This is a genomic window from Umezawaea endophytica (genome assembly GCF_025061645.1).
Classification (GTDB): domain Bacteria; phylum Actinomycetota; class Actinomycetes; order Mycobacteriales; family Pseudonocardiaceae; genus Umezawaea; species Umezawaea endophytica.
This window is the reverse complement of sequence record NZ_JANYMP010000032.1, coordinates 89423-107293: the sequence shown is the minus strand read 5'-3', so window position 1 is coordinate 107293 and position 17871 is coordinate 89423. Positions and strand designations below refer to the sequence as shown.

Here is a 17871-nt window from a genome sequence, read left to right as displayed (position 1 = left end):
CTCGGGCGACTCCGGCAACACGGGTGCGACCGGCGACACGGGTGACGCGACCAACCACAGCAGCGCGGTTGGCGGGAACTCCGGCCCGGCCGGTGACGGTGGCGACGCCGTGGCCGCGGGCAACGAGGGCCACGGCAAGAAGTGGAACCACGACGACTCCGACGTGACCGCTGTCGCGGGCAACGGTGGGGACTCGGGTAACGGTGGCGACGCCACCAGCTCGAACTCCGCCACGACCGGCGACTCCGGCAACTCGGGCGACTCGGGCACGACCGGTGGCAACACCGCGATCGTGAACACCCTCGGCGGTGGCGGCGAGCACTGGAGCCACGACGAGTCCACCACCACCGTGACCTCGGGTGACTCCGGCAACACCGGGGCGACCGGCGACACGGGCGACGCGATGAACCACAGCAGCACCGTCGGCGGCACCTCCGGCCCGGCCGGTGACGGCGGTAACGCCATCGCCCTCGCGCCGAAGAACGACGACAAGTGGGGCCACGGCAAGAACTGGAACCACGGCAACAAGTGGAACCACGACGAGTCCGGCTCGGCGTCCGCTGTCGCGGGCAACGGCGGCAACTCGGGCAACGGTGGCGACGCCACCAGCTCGAACACCGCCACGACCGGCAACTCGGGTGACTCCGGCAACTCCGGCGCCACCGGTGGCAACACCGCCATCACCTACACCGATGGCCAGAACTGGAACAACGGCCACGGCTGGAAGCACGACAGCGACTGGAAGCACTCCGGCTGGAGCAAGCACGACGGCTGGAAGCACTCCGGTTGGACCAAGCACAACGGCTGGAAGCACCACGAGGGCACGAAGTCGTGGACCTCGGTGACGTCGGGCGACTCGGGTCACACCGGGCCGACCGGTGACACCGGCGACGCCTCCAACCACAGCTCCACGGTCGGTGGCCACTCCGGTCCGGCGGGCGACGGCGGCAACGCCTGGGCCGTCCGGGTCTGACTAGCCACGAGGTGATCAAAAGCGGGGCCGACTCCACGTCGGCCCCGCTTTCCCGTTCCCTAGGTCTTCAGCAGCAGCTTGCCGAACACGTCGCCGCCGCTCTCCAACGCCCGGTGCGCCGCGCCCGCCTCCCGCATCGGCACGACGTCGTGGACGATCGGCTGCACCTTCCCCGCGGCGATCAGCGGCCACAGGCCCTCGCGCACGGCCGCGACGATCTCGCCCTTGCTGCCGGGCCCGTCGACTGGCCTGCTGCGCAGCCGGGTGCCGGAGACGCTGCCGAGCTTCGCCATCAGCTTGCCGAGGTTCAGCTCGCCGGACACCCCGCCCTGGAGGCCGATCACGACGAGCCTGCCGCCGAGCGCGAGCACGTCGACGTTGCGGTCCAGGTACTTCGCGCCCATGTTGTCCAGCACGACGTCCGCGGCCCCCACCTCCGCGACGAAGTCCTGCTCGCGGTAGTTGACGGTGATGTCCGCGCCGAGTTCCGCGCACCGCGCGAGCCGCTCGTCCGACCCCGCCGTCACGGCGACCCGCGCGCCGAGCGCCTTGCCGACCTGGATGGCGTGCGTGCCGATGCCGCCCGCGCCGCCGTGCACCAGCAGCAGCTCACCCGCGCGCAGCCCGGCGTGCAGGACGACGTTCGACCACACCGTGCACGCCACCTCCGGCAGCGCCGCGGCGGTCACCAGGTCGACGCCGTCGGGCAGCGGCAGGAGTTGCGCGGCGGGCACCGCGACCTTCTCGGCGTAACCGCCGCCCGCCAGCAGCGCGCACACCTCGTCGCCGACCCGCCAGCCCGTGACGCCCTCGCCGAGCGCGGCGACCGTGCCGGAGCACTCCATGCCGAGGATCTCCGACGCGCCCGGCGGCGGCGGGTAGAAGCCCTGGCGCTGCAACAGGTCGGCGCGGTTCAGCGCGCTCGCCGCCACGTCCAGCAGCACCTCGCCCGGACCGGGGACGGGATCGGGGACCTCGGTCCACTCCAGCACGTCCGGGCCGCCTGGTTCACGAATCGTGATCGCGTACATGGCTCCGAAGGTAATCCGGTCGCGCACCCGGCGCCGCGCCCGGCAGCATCAGCGGGCATGGACCCGTGGCCCTTCCGACACCTGGTGCTCCGCACACCCCGGCTGGAGCTGCGCCCGGACGACGACGAGGGCCTCCTCGAACTCGCCGAGCAAGCCCGCCGCGGCGTGCACCCGCCCGACGAGATGCCGTTCGCCTACGAGTGGACCGACGCCGCGCCGGAGGACGTCGGGCGCAACATGCTCCAGTTCTACTGGGGGGTGCGCGCCCGGCTCGCCCCGGCGAACTGGGAGCTCAACTTCCTCGTCCGGCTCGACGGCCGGGTCGTCGGCACCCAGTCGTTGCAGGCGGTCGACTTCGGCGTCCTCCGCGAGGTGAGCAGCGGCTCGTGGATCGGCATGGAGCACCAGGGCAGGGGCATCGGCACGGAGATGCGCGCGGCGGTGCTGATGTTCGCGTTCGACCACCTCGACGCCGTCCAGGCCCGGTCGGCGGCGGCCACCGGGAACCCGAAGTCGAGGAGCGTCAGCGAGAAGCTCGGGTACGTCGAGGACGGCACGTCGCTGACCGTCCGCCGCGGCAGGTCGACCGAGGACGTGCGGTTCCTGGTCACCCGCGATCGGCTCGCGCGACCGGGCTGGAAGGTCGACGTGACGGGGCTCACAGCGTGTCTCGACCTGCTCACCGGGTGAGAACCCTCCGAGTGACGGATTGATTTCGGACAGTCGATCTATGCATGGTTCTGCATCCGAACGATTGGGGAGCTCGATCATGTCCGGAAGAACACGACGCGCTGGCTACAGCGCGGTCGCGGCCGCCGCCGCGCTGGCGCTCTTCGTCGCGCCGACCGCATCCGCGGGTCCCACCGCCGAGCCCGCCGGGCCGGCACTGGCGAAGAAGCTCGTCAAAGCCGTCTCGTCCGACGGCGTCAACCGCCACCTCATCGCGTTCCAGCGCCTGTCGGACCGCAACGGGGGGACGCGCGCGGTCGGCACGCCCGGCTACGAGGCGAGCGTGGAGTACGTCGCGGGCAAGCTGCGCGGCGCGGGCTTCGACGTCACGACGCCGGAGTTCACCTACCCGGTCCAGGTGACCGACGCGGCCACCGCCAAGGTCGGCGCGGCGACGTACGAGGCCATCCCGATGGAACTCTCGCCGCAGACGCCGGTCGGTGGCATCACCGGTCCGCTGCGGGCGGTGCCGGAGGACGCGACGCCCGGCTGTGAGGCGACCGACTTCGCGGGCCAGGACTTCACCGGCTCGATCGCCCTGATCCGCCGCGGCGCGTGCACGTTCGACATCAAGCACCGCAACGCGGCCGCCGCGGGCGCCATCGGCGTCATCGTCGCCAACAACACCGCGGGCCCGCTGTCGGGCGTGACGCTAGGCCAGCCCGGCGTCGTGCCCACCGGTGGCGTCACGCAGGCCGACGGCACGGCCCTGTTCGGCAGCGCGGGCCAGTCCGTCACGCTGGACATGCGGTACCACGAGGACCTGAAGGTGGCGCGCAACGTCATCGCGCAGACCAAGACCGGCCGCAAGGACAACGTCGTGATGGCCGGGTCGCACCTCGACAGCGTCGAGGCGGGCGCGGGCATCAACGACAACGGCTCGGGCTCCGCGTCGCTGCTGGAGACCGCCCTCCAGTTGGGCGCCAAGCCGAAGGTCTCCAACGCGGTCCGCTTCGCCTGGTGGGGCGCCGAGGAGCTGGGGCTCATCGGCTCCACGGAGTACGTGCGGGCGCTGACGTTCGAGCAGCAGCTCGACATCGCGCTGTACCTGAACTTCGACATGGTCGCCTCGCCGAACGCCGCGTACTTCGTCTACGACGGTGACGACTCCGACGCGGTCGGCGCGGGCGCGGGCCCCTACGGCTCGGCCCAGATCGAGAAGGCCTTCGTCGACTACCTGAAGGCCGGCAAGAACGTGGAGACCGAGGGCACGGACTTCTCCGGTCGTTCGGACTACGGCGAGTTCATCGCCGTCGGCATCCCCGCCGGTGGCCTGTTCACCGGAGCCGAGGGCGTCAAGACGGCCTCCCAGGCCGCCAAGTGGGGCGGCACGGCCGGTGTGGCGTACGACAAGTGCTACCACCAGGCCTGCGACAACCTGGGCAACCTCGACCGGGTGGCCCTGGACCGCAACGCCGACGCCATCGCCTGGGTGACCGCGTCGTACGGCGTCAGCACCGAGGACGTGAACGGCGTGCCGCCGCGTCCGAAGCGCGCCGAGGCCCGCGCGGCGAAGGCCCGCGTGGCCGTCGCCGCGCACCACTCGCACGCGGCCGCTTCGTAAGGGCTCAGCCAGGAAGAGGCGCCCCCGGAGAGTCTCCGGGGGCGCCTCTTCGCGTTGTGGGGCTCAGCCCAGGTTGTTCGTGCCGAACGTGTCGCAGCGGGCGGGGTCGCCGCTGTCGTAGCCCGCGCGGTACCACTTCTGCCGCTGCGCCGAGGAACCGTGGCTGAACTGGGTCGTGTCGACCTTGCCGCCGCCCAGCTCCTTCTGGATGTAGTCGTCGCCGATGCGGCCCGCGGCGTCCAGCGCGGCGTTGATGTCGTCGTCGGTCACGCCGGTGATGAGGGGCTTGCCGGAGGCCGTCGGGACGGTCGTGGCGTGGTTCGCCCACGCGCCCGCGTAGCAGTCGGCCTGGAGTTCCAGCCGGACCGAGTCCGACTGCGGGCCGGTGCCCTGCTTGACCCTGCCGGACGTGCCGAGGAGGTTCTGGATGTGGTGGCCGTACTCGTGGGCCAGCACGTACGCCTCGACGAACGGGCCGCCGGTGGCGCCGAACGTGGTCTTCAGCTCCTGGAAGAACGCCAGGTCGATGTAGACCTCGGAGTCCGCCGGGCAGTAGAAGGGCCCGGACGCGGACGTCGCGCTGCCGCAGCCGCCGGTGTTCACGCCGCCCTGGAAGAAGTTGGTCTGCGCGGGCTTGTAGGTGTTGCCGGAGCGCGCGTACTGGTCGGACCAGTACGCCTGGATGGAGTTGATGAACGCCACCGCGCGGCAGTCGTCCTCGCGGTTCGCGTCCGCGCCCGTCCGGCACTTCTCGCGGATCGCGGCCGAGTCGACCTGCTGGTTCTGGCCCACGTCGCCGAACCCGGAGCCGGACGGCAACTGGAACCCGCCCCCGCCGCCACCGGCGAACTGGGACAGCAGGAAGTAGATGACCAGGCCGACGATCCCCAGACCGCCGCCGCCGAGGGCGACCCGTCCGCCGACCCCACCGCCGCCACCGCCGCGCTGGTCGTCGACCTGGGACGTGTCGAGTTCGGCATCCTCGTTGAACTGCACCGCGTGTCCTCCCGCCAAGGCCCTTAGGCGGCACACGATAGCCCCGCGCGCGCCCGGTCGCGGATTACGCGCGCCAGGGTGCGGCACCCCGACGTCGAGGCACCGCACCCTGGCACTACTTGGTGGGAAATGACGATCGCCGTCGTCGCGAGGTTGGCGTGGAACTCGGCCAGTGCCGCTCCTGAGAGGGAACCGATGTCGAGCTCAACAGCGTCGACGTGCGCGGATGACACCGGTGGCGCCTGCGCACCCGATACCTGGCATTTCGCTGCTCGCATTCGCGACCGGATCGTGAGATCAGGTCCGATCGCGGGGATGCAGCGGACGACGAGCATCACTGCGAAGAGTTACCTGCATGGCACCACCTGACCCCTTCCGGGAGTGCCACCGCCTATAACTTTTCGGATTCTTCGGTGGTCTGTCCCTGCAACGACTATGCGCTTGATCAGCTCGAACCACAACAGTTCGCGGGTCCCGGAAGTGGTGAAGCTTTTCCACGCCACAAGGGTGAGTGGCGGGCGAACAATGATCGCGGAGAGTTGTCCGCGACGTGGAAGATCATATCCGGGCTATTGGTCGACGATCCTTTTCGGATCTTCTTCCCGCAGCCGAGAAGCGAATCGGAATTGCGTTCCGCGTCCCTGAACGTGCCCGTGGGCGGTCCGGCAGGTGGGACCCTGCTCGAACCGCCCACGGGGAACGCGGACTACGGGGTGGTGGTGATGCGGCCGAGCGCCGGGGGCGCCTGGTTCGGGTGCGAGCCGAGGTACGCCGCGAAGGCGTCCAGGTCGATCCCGCCGCCGGTGATCTCGGTGCCGACGGTGAAGCCGGGGAACCCGTCGCCGCCGCCCTGGAGGAAGCTGTTGATCGTCACGCGGTAGTTCGCCGCCGGGTCGACCGGCGTACCGCTGATCGCCAGGTTGGAGATCTTCGAGCCGATGGCCGCGCTGGTCGACCAGGAGTAGGTCAGGTTCGCCGACGGTTGCAGGACGATCTGCCGCGTCGCCGACCACTGCTGCTCCAGCACGGTCTTGAGCTGCGCGCCGGTGAGCGTGACCGTTTGCAGGATGTTGCCGAACGGCTGGACGGTGAACGCCTCGCCGTAGGTGACCACGCCGTTGCCCTCGCCCGCGGGGGAGCTGGGGAACGTCAGGTCGGCGCGCACGCCGCCGGGGTTCATCAGCGCGACGACCGCGCCGTTGCCGGTGGTGGCGGCGAGCTGGGAGTCCGCGATCAGGTTGCCGAGCGGCGACTCGCCGGTCGGGGCCTGCGCGCGGAGGATGTCGGCGGAGACGGTGCCGATCTGCCGGTTCGCGATCGGGCCCGACTTGGTCTTCGCCTTGTCGATCACGGCCTGGATGGCCGGGTCCGGCGTGACGTCCTGGGTGACGATCTTGTTCTCGGCCTTGGTCTCCGAGCGGACGACGTCGCGGGTCTTGCGGTCGATCTTCAGGTCGACGACGGACAGCTCACGGCCGAAGGCGAGGCCCTCGATGAACGGGCGGTTGTTGCCCGCCGGGTCCTTCACCGTGCAGTTGTAGTGCTGGTGGCTGTGGCCGCTGAACACGACGTCGATCTTCGGGCTGACCTTCTCCGCGATCAACTGGCCGGGGCCGGGCGTGTTCGTGCAGCCGTTGGGGCCGCCGTTCGCCGCGGTCTGGTCGCCCTGGTGCACGAGCAGCACGATCGACTTGATGCCGATCAGGTTCAGCAGGTCCGCGTACTTGTTCGCGGCCTTGACCTCGTCGCCGAACGCCAGCTCCTTGATCCCGTTCGGGTCGACCAGGATCGGCACGTCCTTCAGCGGCATGCCGATGAAGCCGATCGGCACGCCGTCGCGGATCTCCACCCAGAACGGCGGCAGCGCGGGCAGGCCGCTGTTCACCTTGGTCACGTTCGCGCCCAGGATCGGGAACTTCGCGCCGGTGTACCGGTCGTTGAACTGGCAGCCGTCGACGGGGTGGCAGCCGCCGTGCTGGATGCGCAGCAGCTCCCGGTAGCCCTCGTCGAACTCGTGGTTGCCCGCCGCGGTCGTGTTCATCCCGACCTTGTTCAGGATGTCGATCGTCGGCTCGTCGTGGAACAGCGCCGACACGATCGGCGAAGCGCCGATCAGGTCGCCCTGCCCGACGACCACCGAGTTCTTCACCTGCGCCCGCAGGTTCTTGATGTGCGTCGAGTTGTACGCGGCGCCACCGGCGTTCACCTGCGTGCCGTCGGCCAGCGTCACACGGCCCGACGAGCCGGTCGGCGGCTCGATGTTCCCGTGCAGGTCGTTGATGCCGATCAGGCGGACGTCCACGGTGCGCTGGGCGCGCTGCGCGTCGACATCGGCCTGGGCGGGGCTGCCGGCGAACGTGATCGCCAGTCCGACCCCGGCGGTCGCCGCGAGCGCGACGGTCCGTCTGAACGAGCTCATGTTTCCTCCTGCTTGGCGCCTGAGTAGGCAGGCGCGCTACGGCGGAGGAGTTTGCCCCGCCTGGCAGCCGGAAACCAGATGCGGAAGGTGGTTGTCGGCGAATGGAGATGTGGTGGCCTCGCGGGATTAACCTGGCGGGTGTGACGGATGCCGGGCAGGAGCCGCGTTGGCTCGATCAGGACGAGATGCGCGCGTGGCGCAACTACGTGACCGCGGCCGCGATGCTGGAGGACCGCCTGCACCGCGAGTTGCAGACCGGCCACGGACTGTCGCTGGCCGACTACGAGCTGATGGTTCGGCTTTCCGAACAGCCCGGCTGCTCCATGCGGATGTCCCAACTCGCCGACGACGTCGCCTCCTCCAAGAGCCGCGTCTCCCACCAGGTCGCCCGCATGGAACGCGAAGGCCTCCTCCACCGCCGCGAATGCGACCAGGACGGCCGCGGCGTACTGGCCGAACTCACCGACCGCGGCCTGCAAGCCCTGAAAACCGCCGCGCCCACCCACGTCAACGGCGTGCGCGACCACATGATCGACCTGCTGACAGCCGAGGAGCAGGAGGTGCTGGCCAAGGTGTTCGACCGGGTCAAGGCACACCTGCGGTCACTCGACGGGTAACCTCACCCGCGTAGGGAAGCGTGGCAGAGCGGCCGAATGCATCCGCCTTGAAAGCGGAAGATGGGAAACCATCCGGGGGTTCAAATCCCTCCGCTTCCGCAAAGTGACGAAGACGGCTCACCGGTGGGTGGGTCGTCTTTTTCCGTTGTGGGTACCGGTCAGGTCAGTGGCCAGTTCCGCAGGGACGCGGCGGCGACTCGTTGGAGGTCGTCGCGGCTCGAGCCGCCCGCGGCTTGGACGGCGATGCCGTTGGCGACGGTCATGACGTACCGGGCGAGCAGGTCCGGGTCGGCGTCGGGGGGTAGGTCGCCGTCGTCCACGGCTTGGCGGAAGCGGTCGTGGAGGTGGGTGCGGCCCTCGTCGCGCCAGACGGCCAGGGTGTCGCGGATGGCCAGCCCGTTCTCGCCCGCGGCCAGTGCGCCCTGGACGCCGAGGCAGCCGATGGGGAAGCCGGGTTGGGTGCTCGCGCAGACGGAGCCGTCGAGGAACGCCGTGGCGACCTCCAGCGCGGTCGGCAGGGCGATGGCCTTGGCGACGTACGCGGCAGGCCCGTCGGCGTAGCGCGCGAGGGCCTTGCGGAACAGCTCCTCCTTGTTGCCGAAGGCCGCGTACATGCTGGTCTTCGTGATGCCCATGGCACTGGTCAGGTCGGCCAGGCTGGCGCCCTCGTAGCCCTGCCGCCAGAAGACGACCATCGCCCGCCCGAGCGCCTCGTCGGCGTCGAAGCCGCGCGGCCTGCCGATCGGCGATCTCCTGGCTACGTCCATGAACCCGATCCTACCTCTTCGGTACCAGGCGGTCTGGAAGTGCTACGGTCACCTTCAGTACCGATCGGTGCTGAACTATGTGGAGGTAGGAATGGGCAAGCTCGAAGGCAAGACCGCCGTCGTCACCGGTGGCGGCACGCGGGGCATCGGTCGGGCCACCGCCGCGCGGCTGGTCGCCGAGGGGGCGCACGTGTTCATCACCGGCAGGCGCAAGACCGAGTTGGACGAGGCCGTCGAGTTCATCGGCGCGGGGGTCACCGCCGTGCCGGGCGACATCACCGACCCGGCCGACCTGGACCGGCTGTACGACGCGGTCCGCGCCCGCGGTCGAGGTCTCGACGTGCTGTTCGCGAACGCGGCCACCGCGGCGTTCGCGACGCTGGAGCAGATCACCGCCGACCACTTCGACCAGACCTTCGACGTCAACGTCCGCGGCACCCTGTTCACCGTGCAGAAGGCGTTGCCACTGCTCAACGACGGCGCCTCGGTGATCCTCAACGCCTCCACCGCCGCCGACCACGGCGCGGAGGCGTTCGGCGTGTACGCCGCGTCCAAGGCGGCCGTCCGGTCGTTCGCGCGCACCTGGGCCAACGAGCTGAAGGGCCGCGGCATCCGGGTCAACGCGATCTCGCCGGGCCCGATCGACACCTCCGGCATCACCGAACTCGTCGGCGAGGAGAACTCGGCGGCCTTCAAGGAGAACCTGGGCGCAAACGTTGCCATGGGCCGGACGGGACGTCCGGAGGAGGTCGCCGCCGCCGTGGCCTTCCTCGCCTCCTCGGACAGCAGCTTCGTGATGGGCGCCAACCTGTACGTCGACGGCGGCGAGAACCAGATCTGACACCGCGGCGGGCAGGCGTCCGGGAGACTGCGGCGATGTCCGAGAGGCTCGCCGTGATCGACGTCCACCTGCTCCTGGTCCGCGGTGACGAGGTGCTGCTGTCCAAGCGGCGCGGCAGTTACGGGGACGGGATGTGGCACCTGCCCGCCGGGAAGCTGGAGGCGGGGGAGTCGGTGGTGGCCGCGGCGGTGCGGGAGGCCGACGAGGAGGTCGGGGTGCGGATCGCCGAGGCGGACCTGCGGCTCGTGCACGTGGTGCACGCGCGGGGCGCGGGGGTGGAGCCGCGGCTGGGGTTGTTCTTCGAGGCGCGGCGGTGGGCGGGTGAGCCGGTCAACCGGGAGCCGGACAAGTGCTACGAGGTGGCGTGGTTCCGGCGGGACCGGTTGCCGGACAACGTGATCCCGTACGCGCTGGCGGGCGTCCGCGGTTACCTGGACGGGACGACGTCCGGTGTTTTCGGCTGGTAGCCCGAAAAACCCGTCCTGAGCGGTACCGTGGTCGTCCACCGCGTCGTGCTCACCGCCGACTGGTCCGAACGCACCAACGCGCACCGCTCGCGCGTCATTCCCGTGGGGGGAAGCAATCGTGTCCGCTAGATCGATGGCGTCGGCGGCCTTGGCGCTGCTGCTGGCCGGAACGTTCGCAGGCGCCGCGTCGGCCGAACCCGCCAAGGGCCAGGCCGACCTGAGGCTGACGATCTCCTACGGCCAGGGCGAGTACCCGCCCGGCGCGGACCTCGCGGCGACGGTGACGGTCGAGAACGTCGGCACCGCCGCCGCCGAGGGGCTCAAGTTCGACCTCAGGGCGAACTACGAGGTGTCGCCCGAGGAGTACGAGAAGGCCAAGGACGTCAAGCGGCTAGAACCCGGTCAGCGGCACACCGCCGTCGTGGTCGGCAGGCAGCGCAACACCAACGAGGTCACCGCCACGTTCTTCGGCAGGGTCGACGTCGACGGTGCCGTCGACCCGACCCCGGCGGACAACGAGTTCACCGCGAAGGCCGCCATCGGGAACTCGCTGGGCGCGGTCAACGGGACCGTCTACGTCGACGCCGACCGTGACGGCAAGGTCGACGCGGGCGAGGGCAAGGCCGGGATCGAGTTCACCAGCACCGGCGGTTCACCCGTCGTGTCGTTGAAGGCCGTGACGGACGGGGACGGCCGGTTCTCGTTCCGCAACGTGCCCGCGGGCACGCACCGGCTGCGCTTCGGCGGCGCGGGCGGTTTCGTGGTGAAGCCCGGCAGCAGCGTGTTCACCGTCGAGTCCGGCAAGGAGACGCTGCTCGAACTCGGCGCCGTCCGCCCGGTCTCCGAGGCGCTGACCGCGAAGCTCGACTTCGAGAAGGACGGCTACGGCAAGTCCGACCAGGTCGGGCTCGCCGTCACGCTCACCAACAGGGGCACCGAGGCGTTGACCGGCGTCGTCGCCGTCTGCCGGTCCGAGGCTGACCACCTGCTCCCCGGCACCGGCCCCGGCTGGGCCCCGCTCGCCCCCGGCGGGCCGGGCGTCCGGGTCGGCGCGGGCGAGACCGAGGTCGTCCGGGTCACCGACGTCGTGCCGGACGGCGCGTACGACTCCGGCGCGGTGGCCGCGCGGTGCGCGTTCGGCGACAACGGCGAGTTCACCGACGGCTACGCCGAAGCGTCCGACCGGGCCGACGTCGTCGGCGCGACCGGTGACGTCAAGGGCGACATCCGGCACGGCGACCAGCCGCTGGTGGGCGTGGGGCTCGTCGCGCTGCACCCGAGGACCCGCGCCCTGCTCGGCCGCACGACCAGCGGCGCCGACGGCGCCTGGTCCATCAAGGGCCTGCCCGCGGGCGACGTCAACGTGGTCGCGCTCGGCCCGTGGAAGGACGCCGGGTCGGGCGGCATCGACCACGTCGTCCCGATCCGGCGCGGCGCCGACAACGTCCTGGCCCTGTCCGTCGTCCCCGGCCCCGTCGTCGCCGACCCGGAAGCCGACCCCGAGCTGGGCGCGACGATCGCGTTCACCGCGGACACCTTCGCGCCGGACGCCGACGCGACCCTCAAGATCACCCTGACCAACAGGTCGGACGCCCCGATGACCGTCGTCGCCCGCTGCGTCGACGGCGGCGACCTGCGCAACGACACCGACGCGTGGGGCGCGCTGAAGCTCGACGGCCCCGGCGTCGACCTCGCGGCCGACGGGACGAAGACCGTCGACGTCACCACGGCCATCCCGCAGGCCGCGCGCGACCGCGGTGAAGTCGTGGTCCGCTGCTCCTTCGGCGCGAAGGTCGGCACGGCGTTCGTCACCGCCGAGGCCACGGCGAAGGTCGCCGTCGCACCGACCACGACCACCACGACCCCGCCGACCACGACCACCACCTCCACCCAGAACGACGGCGACGAGAACGAGAACCTCGCCTACACGGGCGCCAGCGTCATCGGCATCTCGCTGCTCGGCGTCCTCGTGCTGGCCCTGGGCCTCGGCGCGGTGCTCCTCGGCCGCCGCCGGAGGAAGTCCGACTAGTTCTCCGGCTTCGTCCTCGGGGTGGTGTCGCACGGCGGCACCACCCCGAGGTCCGTTCTGCCCCCTCGGCGGCCACCTGGTGGACTGTCGCACGTGCCACACAGAGGACGTCTCGAAGACCGGGCGGTGCATAGTGCTGGTTTGACCGGACGACCTGGGGAGACGGCGTGACGTCGCTGGAACCGCTCGAAATGCTCGCCCTGGTGATCGCGGGCGTGTTCGCGGGCGGGATCAACACCGTGGTCGGTTCCGGCACGCTCATCACGTTCCCGGTGCTCCTCGCGGTCGGCTACCCGCCGGTGGTGGCGAACGTGTCCAACAGCCTCGGCCTGGTGCCGGGGTCGCTGAGCGGCGCGTTCGGCTACCGCGAGGAGCTGAAGGGCCAGGGCGCGCGGATCAAGCGGCTGCTGCCCGCGTCGGTGCTGGGGGCGGTCGTCGGCGCGATCCTGCTCGTCACGCTCCCGGAGAAGGCCTTCTCGGCGATCGTGCCGGTGCTGATCGTCATCGCGCTGGTGCTGGTCGTCGCGCAGCCGTGGCTGAACCGGAAACTGGCCGAGCGCACGGCGCAGCGACCCGCGGACGGCGGGCTGCTGCTGTGGTTCGGGGTGTTCGCCGGTGGCGTCTACGGCGGCTACTTCGGCGCGGCGCAGGGGGTGCTGGTGATGGGCATGATGGGTGTCCTGATCACCGAGCACCTCCAGCGGTTGAACGCGCTGAAGAACGTGCTGACCGCGTTCGTGAACCTGGTCGCGGGCATCCTGTTCATCTTCATCGCCGACGTCGCCTGGACGGCCGTGCTGCTGCTCGCGCTCGGCTCGGTCGTCGGCGGCCAGATCGGCGCGAAGGTCGGCCGCAAACTGCCGCCGACCGCCCTCCGCGCCATCATCGTGGTCGTGGGCCTCGTCGCGATCGGGAAGCTCCTACTGGGCTGACCAGGCCTCCGCGGCGGCGAGGAACGCGTCGTTCTCGTCCGGCTCGCCGATCGTGACCCGCGCGCCGTCACCGGCGAACGCGCGCACGACGACCTTGTGCGCCAGGCAGTGGTCGTTGAACTCCAGCGTCCGCTCGCCCAGCGGCAGCCAGACGAAGTTCGCCTGCGACTCCGGCACGTCGAACCCGAGGCCGAGGAGCGCGCCGCGCACCCGGCCCCGCTCGGCGACGATCGCGCGGCACCGCTCCATCAGCTCGTCCTCGGCGTCGAGCGACGCGATGGCGGCGACCTGGGCGAGCGAGTTCACCGCGAACGGCACGTACACCTTGCGCAGCGTCTCCACGACCGGCTCGGACGCCACGGCGTAGCCGACCCGCAGCCCGGCGAGGCCGTACGCCTTGGAGAACGTCCGCAGCACGGCCACGTTCTCGCGGCCCCGCGCCCACTGGGTCTTGGCGAACTCGACGCCGTCCGGCACGTGCGGGTCGTCGACGAACTCCTTGTAGGCCTCGTCGACCACGACCAGCACGTCGTCCGGGACCTTCGCGACGAACTCCTCCAGCTCACCGGAGCGCACGGCGGTGCCGGTCGGGTTGTTCGGGTTGCACACGAACACCAGCCGGGTCCTGGGCGTGATCGCCGCGGCCATCGCGTCCAGGTCCAGCGCGTGCCCGGCGGTCACCGGGACGCGCACCTGCGCGGCGCCGACGACGTGTGTGAGCAGCGGGTACGCCTCGAACGAGCGCCACGGGAACAGCACCTCGTCGCCGTCGGCGCAGGTGGCCTGGATGAGCTGCTGGCACAGGGTCACGGAGCCGCTGCCGGTCGCGACCTGGCCCGCGGGCACACCCAACCGGTCGGCGAGCCGGTCGACCAGCTCGGCGCACCCGGTGTCCGGGTAGCGGTTCATCGCGGTCGCCGCCTCCGCGACGGCCCGCACGACGCTGGGCAGCGGACCGGCCGACACCTCGTTGCTGGCCAGCTTGATCGCACCCGGCACGGTCTTGCCGGGCACGTAGGACGGCAACGCGTCCAGATCGGCGCGGGTTCGCACGGTCATGGGGGAGAACTCCTTCCGGCCAGCACCGGAGCGGGCCTGAGCTGGACGTTATCCCCTCAAACCGGTGGTCGGGGACAGTGGTCCGTCTGGTTGGTCACGTTGACGGCTGTTCACCTCGGCGTGGAAGGGTAGACCGATGACTCAGACCCGGACCGAGACGATTCCGCTCACCGACGGCCGAGAGCTCCGGTTGACCGTCGCCGAGCCGGAGAACGCCGTTCGCGGCGGCTTGGTCGTCCTGCACGAAGCCCGCGGCGTCACGGACACCGTGCGCGGCCTCGTCGGCACGCTCGCCGACGAGGGCTGGCTGGTGGTCGCGCCCCACCTCTACCACGACGCGGACGAGGTGTCCGACGGCGACGTGCCGGACCAGGTCCGCAGGCTGTCCGGGGAAGCCGTGCTGGCGGACACCGACGTCGCCTTCGTGTGGCTCGGCGACCAGGGCGTCCCCGCGGACCGGATGGGCGTGCTGGGCTTCGACCTCGGCGGCTCGGTCGCGATGGTCGTCGCGGGGAGCCGGACCATCGGCGCGGCCGTCACGATCGGCGGCGGCGGGATCCTCACCCCGCTGGCGGAGGGCCTGCCGTCACTGGTGGAGGTCGCGGCGGAACTGACCTGCCCGTGGCTCGGGCTCTACGGCGACGAGGACGGGGCGATCGGGCTCGTCGAGGTGGAGAAGCTGCGCGACGCGGCGGCCTCGGCGGAGGTCGCGACGGACGTCGTGCGGTTCGCGGATTCCAGCCACCGCTTCGACACCTCGCCCGCGGCGAGCGCGGAGGCGTGGCACCGCGTGCTGAACTGGTTCGACTCGCACCTGCGGTAAACCTCTTTCCGGCGGATTGGAACCGAACGACGTCACGGGTACATCTAAGAAGAGGTATCCGCGGTAGAGGTGCGGGCACTTCGCCTGCAAGGGGGTTAGCAGATGGCTGAGGACAACGCCGTGCCGCCGGGGCAACCCGTCCCGGTGGCGGAAACGGTCGCGCTGCGGCCGAACTTCACCACCATCGCGCAGGCGGACCTCGACTCGGCGCACAGCGCCGTCGCCGCCGTCGACCGGGCGGTGGATACCGGCAAGATCGCACTGGACAAGGGTTCCGCCGACGAGCTGATCAAGGCCATCGCCGACGCGCGCGACCGCGTCCAGGACCTGTACGACGCCGTCCGCGACCAGCTCGACATCCCGCTCCAGTTCGGCGACAACTGGGTCGGCCGCTCGATCAGCCGACGGCTGCGCGAAGTCGCCGTGGGGGACCAGGAATCCGCCGTGTTCGTGATCCGCGAGTTCATGGACGTGCTGGAGGACGTGGAGGCGACCGTCCGGCAGGCGGCGAAGAACACCGAGGACCACGACGAGGACCTCGCACACACGATGGGTGGTAAGGGCTGATGCCGGGCGACCGCAGGGAAAACCCGCCGAACCCGTACCCGCAGCCGCCGCAGAAGGAGCCGTCGGAGCTGGGGGAGAAGGTCGACTGGATGACCTACTCGCACCAGGAGCTCTACGACATGGTGCACACGGGCGTCGACCTCACCAGCGCCGCGACGGTCAAGGACAACTGGACCACGCTCGGCACCACGCTGGCCGAGGTGAAGGACCAGTTGATCAGCGCGATCTTCGCCTCGTCGAGCGGGTGGGAGGGCGTGTCCGCGGAGAAGGCGCGCGACGGCCTGCTCACCGTGGTGAAGTGGGCGGAGAACACCAGCGACCACGCCACCAACGTCGCCGAGTGCATCAGCCTGGAGATCGAGCACGTGGTGACGGCGCGCGAGCAGATGCCGAAGCCCGCCCCGGTCCCCACGCCCGTGCCGCCGGTCGACCAGGTGGTCGCGCCGACGCCGACCGCCACGCCGGTGTCCGCGATCGACCGGCTCCGCACCGACGGGCTGACCCCCGTCGACACGTCGCTGCTCGGGCAGCCGACCACGAGGTCGCCGTTCACCGGCATCGACCTGGTGGGGGCGCCGGTCGTGAACGAGATCGCCGCCGCCGACGCGGGTCACCGCGCGGCCGCCGACGTGATGGCCGCGTTCCAGCAGGGCTCGTTCGCGGTCGACCAGACCGTGCCCGCGTTCAGCCCGCCGGTGAACCCGGTCGCCCCGACCCCGGTCCCCCCGGTCACCACCCTCGACCCCGGCGGCACCCCGGTGGCCCGCACCGACGGCACGCCGGTCGTGGTTGGCTCCGGCCAGCCCGCGGGCGCACCCGTGGCGGGTCGCACGTCGACCTCCGGCGGTGGCGGCCACGCGGGTGGCGGCGGGTTCGCCCCCGCGGCCCGCGGTGGCGGCTTCTCGACGGGCGGCTACTCCGGCACCGGGTCGTCGTCCGGCGGTGGCGCGGGTGGTGCGGGCGCCCCGCCCTCCCCGTTCGGCCACGGCGGCTCCAGCGGCGTCATCGGCGGCGCGGACTCCCGTGCCGCGGCGGCGCCGTCCTCGAACCCCCAGGCCCCCAAGGTCTCCGGCGGTGCGGGCGTCCCCGGCGGCGGCATGATGGGCGCGCCGATGGCCGGAGCGCCCATGGCGGGCCGCGACGAGGAGTCCGGCCACCACCGGGCCCGGTACCTCGAAGAGGACGACAACCTGTTCGGGATCGACAAGAAGGCCGCGCCGCCGGTGATCGGCACGTGACCGAGGAACCCAGGGTCTTCCGGCTGGCGCCGCAGGAGTTCTTCACCCTGTGGAGATCGGTGCACGGCGACCGCCACCCCGCCCCGGTCGGCGCCAGGCACTACGGCCGCACCGAGGCCGACCGCGCCGAACTGGTGGAGACGTGCTCGCGCACGCTGTCCGCCCGCGGCCTCGGCACGGTCGCGAGGCCCGACGGCGAGCTGCACGCGCTGCTGCGCGGGCTGGTCGAGTTCGACGTCGGCTTGGACCTGGTGTTCTCCCGTCGCGGCGAGACGGCGCGCGGCCTGGCCACGGCGGGCTGGCACGGCGCGTTCGTCGCGCGCGTCGGCGAGCAGATCCAGCTCGCCGCGTTCCGGCCGACCGCGCTGGCGTCGATCACCGCGTCCACCCTCCCGGCCGTCCCAGCGGGCTCGGGCCGGTCGGTGAACCTCCGGTGGGACGACTACCTGGCCGCGGGCCAGGCGGGCGAACGCGACGGCGTGGAGGGCTTCCTGGAGTCACTCCGGTACGCCGGGGTGCGCGAACCCGAGGCGAACACGCTGGTGCGCGCCGTGACGACCCGCAGCGGCGGCGGCCAGGTCGGCCTGGTCGCCCGCGGCCGCTCCGGGCAGGCCCAGCCCACCGGCCGGACCCTCTCGTGGATGGACAGCCGCGAAGGCCGCTACCTCGTGCGCCAGGACGGCGGCTGGTTCATCCTCGCCCCCGCCGACCACGGCAGGCTGACGTCCGAGCTGGAGGACCTGGTGGCGGACGCCGGCCGCGGCTGACGAGTTGTGTGGGCTCCACCTGTGGTTCTCGGCCGCCGGATCGGCTAGGAAC

Annotated in this window: 16 protein-coding genes, 1 tRNA gene and 1 pseudogene; 13 read left to right on the top strand and 5 right to left on the bottom strand. The window is 71.3% G+C overall.

Translation table 11 applies throughout. From position 1 onward, the window contains the following. Nucleotides 1-973 (top strand): annotated as a pseudogene (locus NZH93_RS42140) (hypothetical protein); the annotation flags it as partial. A gap of 59 nt (nt 974-1032) precedes the next feature. On the opposite strand, the gene NZH93_RS42135 reads toward NZH93_RS42140, so the two are convergent. Further along, entirely contained in the window at nt 1033-2004 is a 972-nt protein-coding gene (locus tag NZH93_RS42135) for an NAD(P)H-quinone oxidoreductase (protein ID WP_259628936.1), read from the bottom strand. A gap of 57 nt (nt 2005-2061) precedes the next feature. Between NZH93_RS42135 and NZH93_RS42130 the strand changes: the two genes are divergently transcribed. Beyond that, nucleotides 2062-2694: a GNAT family N-acetyltransferase gene (locus NZH93_RS42130; RefSeq protein WP_259628935.1), complete on the top strand. Its 633-nt coding sequence runs from the start codon at nt 2062-2064 to the stop codon at nt 2692-2694. A gap of 79 nt (nt 2695-2773) precedes the next feature. Next, the gene (locus tag NZH93_RS42125; protein ID WP_259628934.1) at nt 2774-4297 is read left to right on the top strand and encodes a M28 family metallopeptidase; all 1524 of its coding nucleotides are present in this window, start codon (nt 2774-2776) and stop codon (nt 4295-4297) included. A 63-nt stretch (nt 4298-4360) separates the two neighbouring features. On the opposite strand, the gene ypfJ is transcribed toward NZH93_RS42125, so the two are convergent. After that, nucleotides 4361-5293 (bottom strand): KPN_02809 family neutral zinc metallopeptidase, encoded by a 933-nt coding sequence (gene ypfJ / locus NZH93_RS42120; protein ID WP_259628933.1) that lies wholly within the window; start codon nt 5291-5293, stop codon nt 4361-4363. A 706-nt stretch (nt 5294-5999) separates the two neighbouring features. Next, nucleotides 6000-7712 (bottom strand): bifunctional metallophosphatase/5'-nucleotidase, encoded by a 1713-nt coding sequence (locus tag NZH93_RS42115; protein WP_259628932.1) that lies wholly within the window; start codon nt 7710-7712, stop codon nt 6000-6002. Nucleotides 7713-7852: 140 nt separating this feature from the next. Here NZH93_RS42115 and NZH93_RS42110 point away from each other — a divergent pair, with 140 nt between their 5' ends. Together NZH93_RS42110 and NZH93_RS42105 are read left to right on the top strand one after the other, a co-directional pair. After that, nucleotides 7853-8329: a MarR family winged helix-turn-helix transcriptional regulator gene (locus NZH93_RS42110; protein WP_259628931.1), complete on the top strand. Its 477-nt coding sequence runs from the start codon at nt 7853-7855 to the stop codon at nt 8327-8329. 14 nt (nt 8330-8343) lie between these two features. After that, nucleotides 8344-8428, top strand: a tRNA-Ser gene (locus NZH93_RS42105). A gap of 59 nt (nt 8429-8487) precedes the next feature. Here NZH93_RS42105 and NZH93_RS42100 read toward each other — a convergent pair. After that, nucleotides 8488-9096 (bottom strand): TetR/AcrR family transcriptional regulator, encoded by a 609-nt coding sequence (locus NZH93_RS42100; RefSeq protein WP_259628930.1) that lies wholly within the window; start codon nt 9094-9096, stop codon nt 8488-8490. A gap of 91 nt (nt 9097-9187) precedes the next feature. On the opposite strand from NZH93_RS42100, the gene NZH93_RS42095 reads away from it, so the two are divergent. The 4 genes from NZH93_RS42095 to NZH93_RS42080 all read left to right on the top strand — a co-directional run bounded on the left by NZH93_RS42095 (nt 9188) and on the right by NZH93_RS42080 (nt 13365). Continuing rightward, nucleotides 9188-9937 (top strand): SDR family NAD(P)-dependent oxidoreductase, encoded by a 750-nt coding sequence (locus NZH93_RS42095; RefSeq protein WP_259628929.1) that lies wholly within the window; start codon nt 9188-9190, stop codon nt 9935-9937. Between the two features lie 35 nt (nt 9938-9972). Further along, nucleotides 9973-10404: an NUDIX hydrolase gene (locus NZH93_RS42090; RefSeq protein WP_259628928.1), complete on the top strand. Its 432-nt coding sequence runs from the start codon at nt 9973-9975 to the stop codon at nt 10402-10404. 118 nt (nt 10405-10522) lie between these two features. Then, the gene (locus NZH93_RS42085; protein WP_259628927.1) at nt 10523-12433 is read left to right on the top strand and encodes a CARDB domain-containing protein; all 1911 of its coding nucleotides are present in this window, start codon (nt 10523-10525) and stop codon (nt 12431-12433) included. A 191-nt stretch (nt 12434-12624) separates the two neighbouring features. Then, nucleotides 12625-13365 carry a sulfite exporter TauE/SafE family protein gene (locus tag NZH93_RS42080; protein WP_372506988.1) on the top strand — a complete coding sequence of 247 codons (741 nt, stop codon included), beginning with the start codon at nt 12625-12627 and terminating at the stop codon, nt 13363-13365. Here the strand turns inward: NZH93_RS42080 and hisC are convergent. After that, nucleotides 13354-14424, bottom strand: coding sequence for a histidinol-phosphate transaminase (gene hisC / locus NZH93_RS42075; RefSeq protein ID WP_259628926.1), 1071 nt, complete (start codon nt 14422-14424; stop codon nt 13354-13356). The two genes, NZH93_RS42080 and hisC, sit on opposite strands and share 12 nt — an antisense overlap. A 136-nt stretch (nt 14425-14560) precedes the next feature. Here hisC and NZH93_RS42070 point away from each other — a divergent pair, with 136 nt between their 5' ends. The 4 genes from NZH93_RS42070 to NZH93_RS42055 all read left to right on the top strand — a co-directional run bounded on the left by NZH93_RS42070 (nt 14561) and on the right by NZH93_RS42055 (nt 17819). Beyond that, the gene (locus NZH93_RS42070) at nt 14561-15247 is read left to right on the top strand and encodes a dienelactone hydrolase family protein (RefSeq protein ID WP_259628925.1); all 687 of its coding nucleotides are present in this window, start codon (nt 14561-14563) and stop codon (nt 15245-15247) included. Between the two features lie 102 nt (nt 15248-15349). Beyond that, nucleotides 15350-15814: a WXG100 family type VII secretion target gene (locus NZH93_RS42065; protein WP_259628924.1), complete on the top strand. Its 465-nt coding sequence runs from the start codon at nt 15350-15352 to the stop codon at nt 15812-15814. Continuing rightward, nucleotides 15814-17052: a PPE domain-containing protein gene (locus NZH93_RS42060; protein ID WP_259628923.1), complete on the top strand. Its 1239-nt coding sequence runs from the start codon at nt 15814-15816 to the stop codon at nt 17050-17052. The genes NZH93_RS42065 and NZH93_RS42060 overlap by 1 nt, the downstream gene beginning before the upstream one ends. After that, complete coding sequence (locus NZH93_RS42055) at nt 17049-17819, top strand: ESX secretion-associated protein EspG (protein WP_259628922.1); 771 nt, start codon at nt 17049-17051, stop codon at nt 17817-17819. The genes NZH93_RS42060 and NZH93_RS42055 overlap by 4 nt, the downstream gene beginning before the upstream one ends. The last annotated feature ends 52 nt before the right edge of the window (nt 17820-17871 follow it).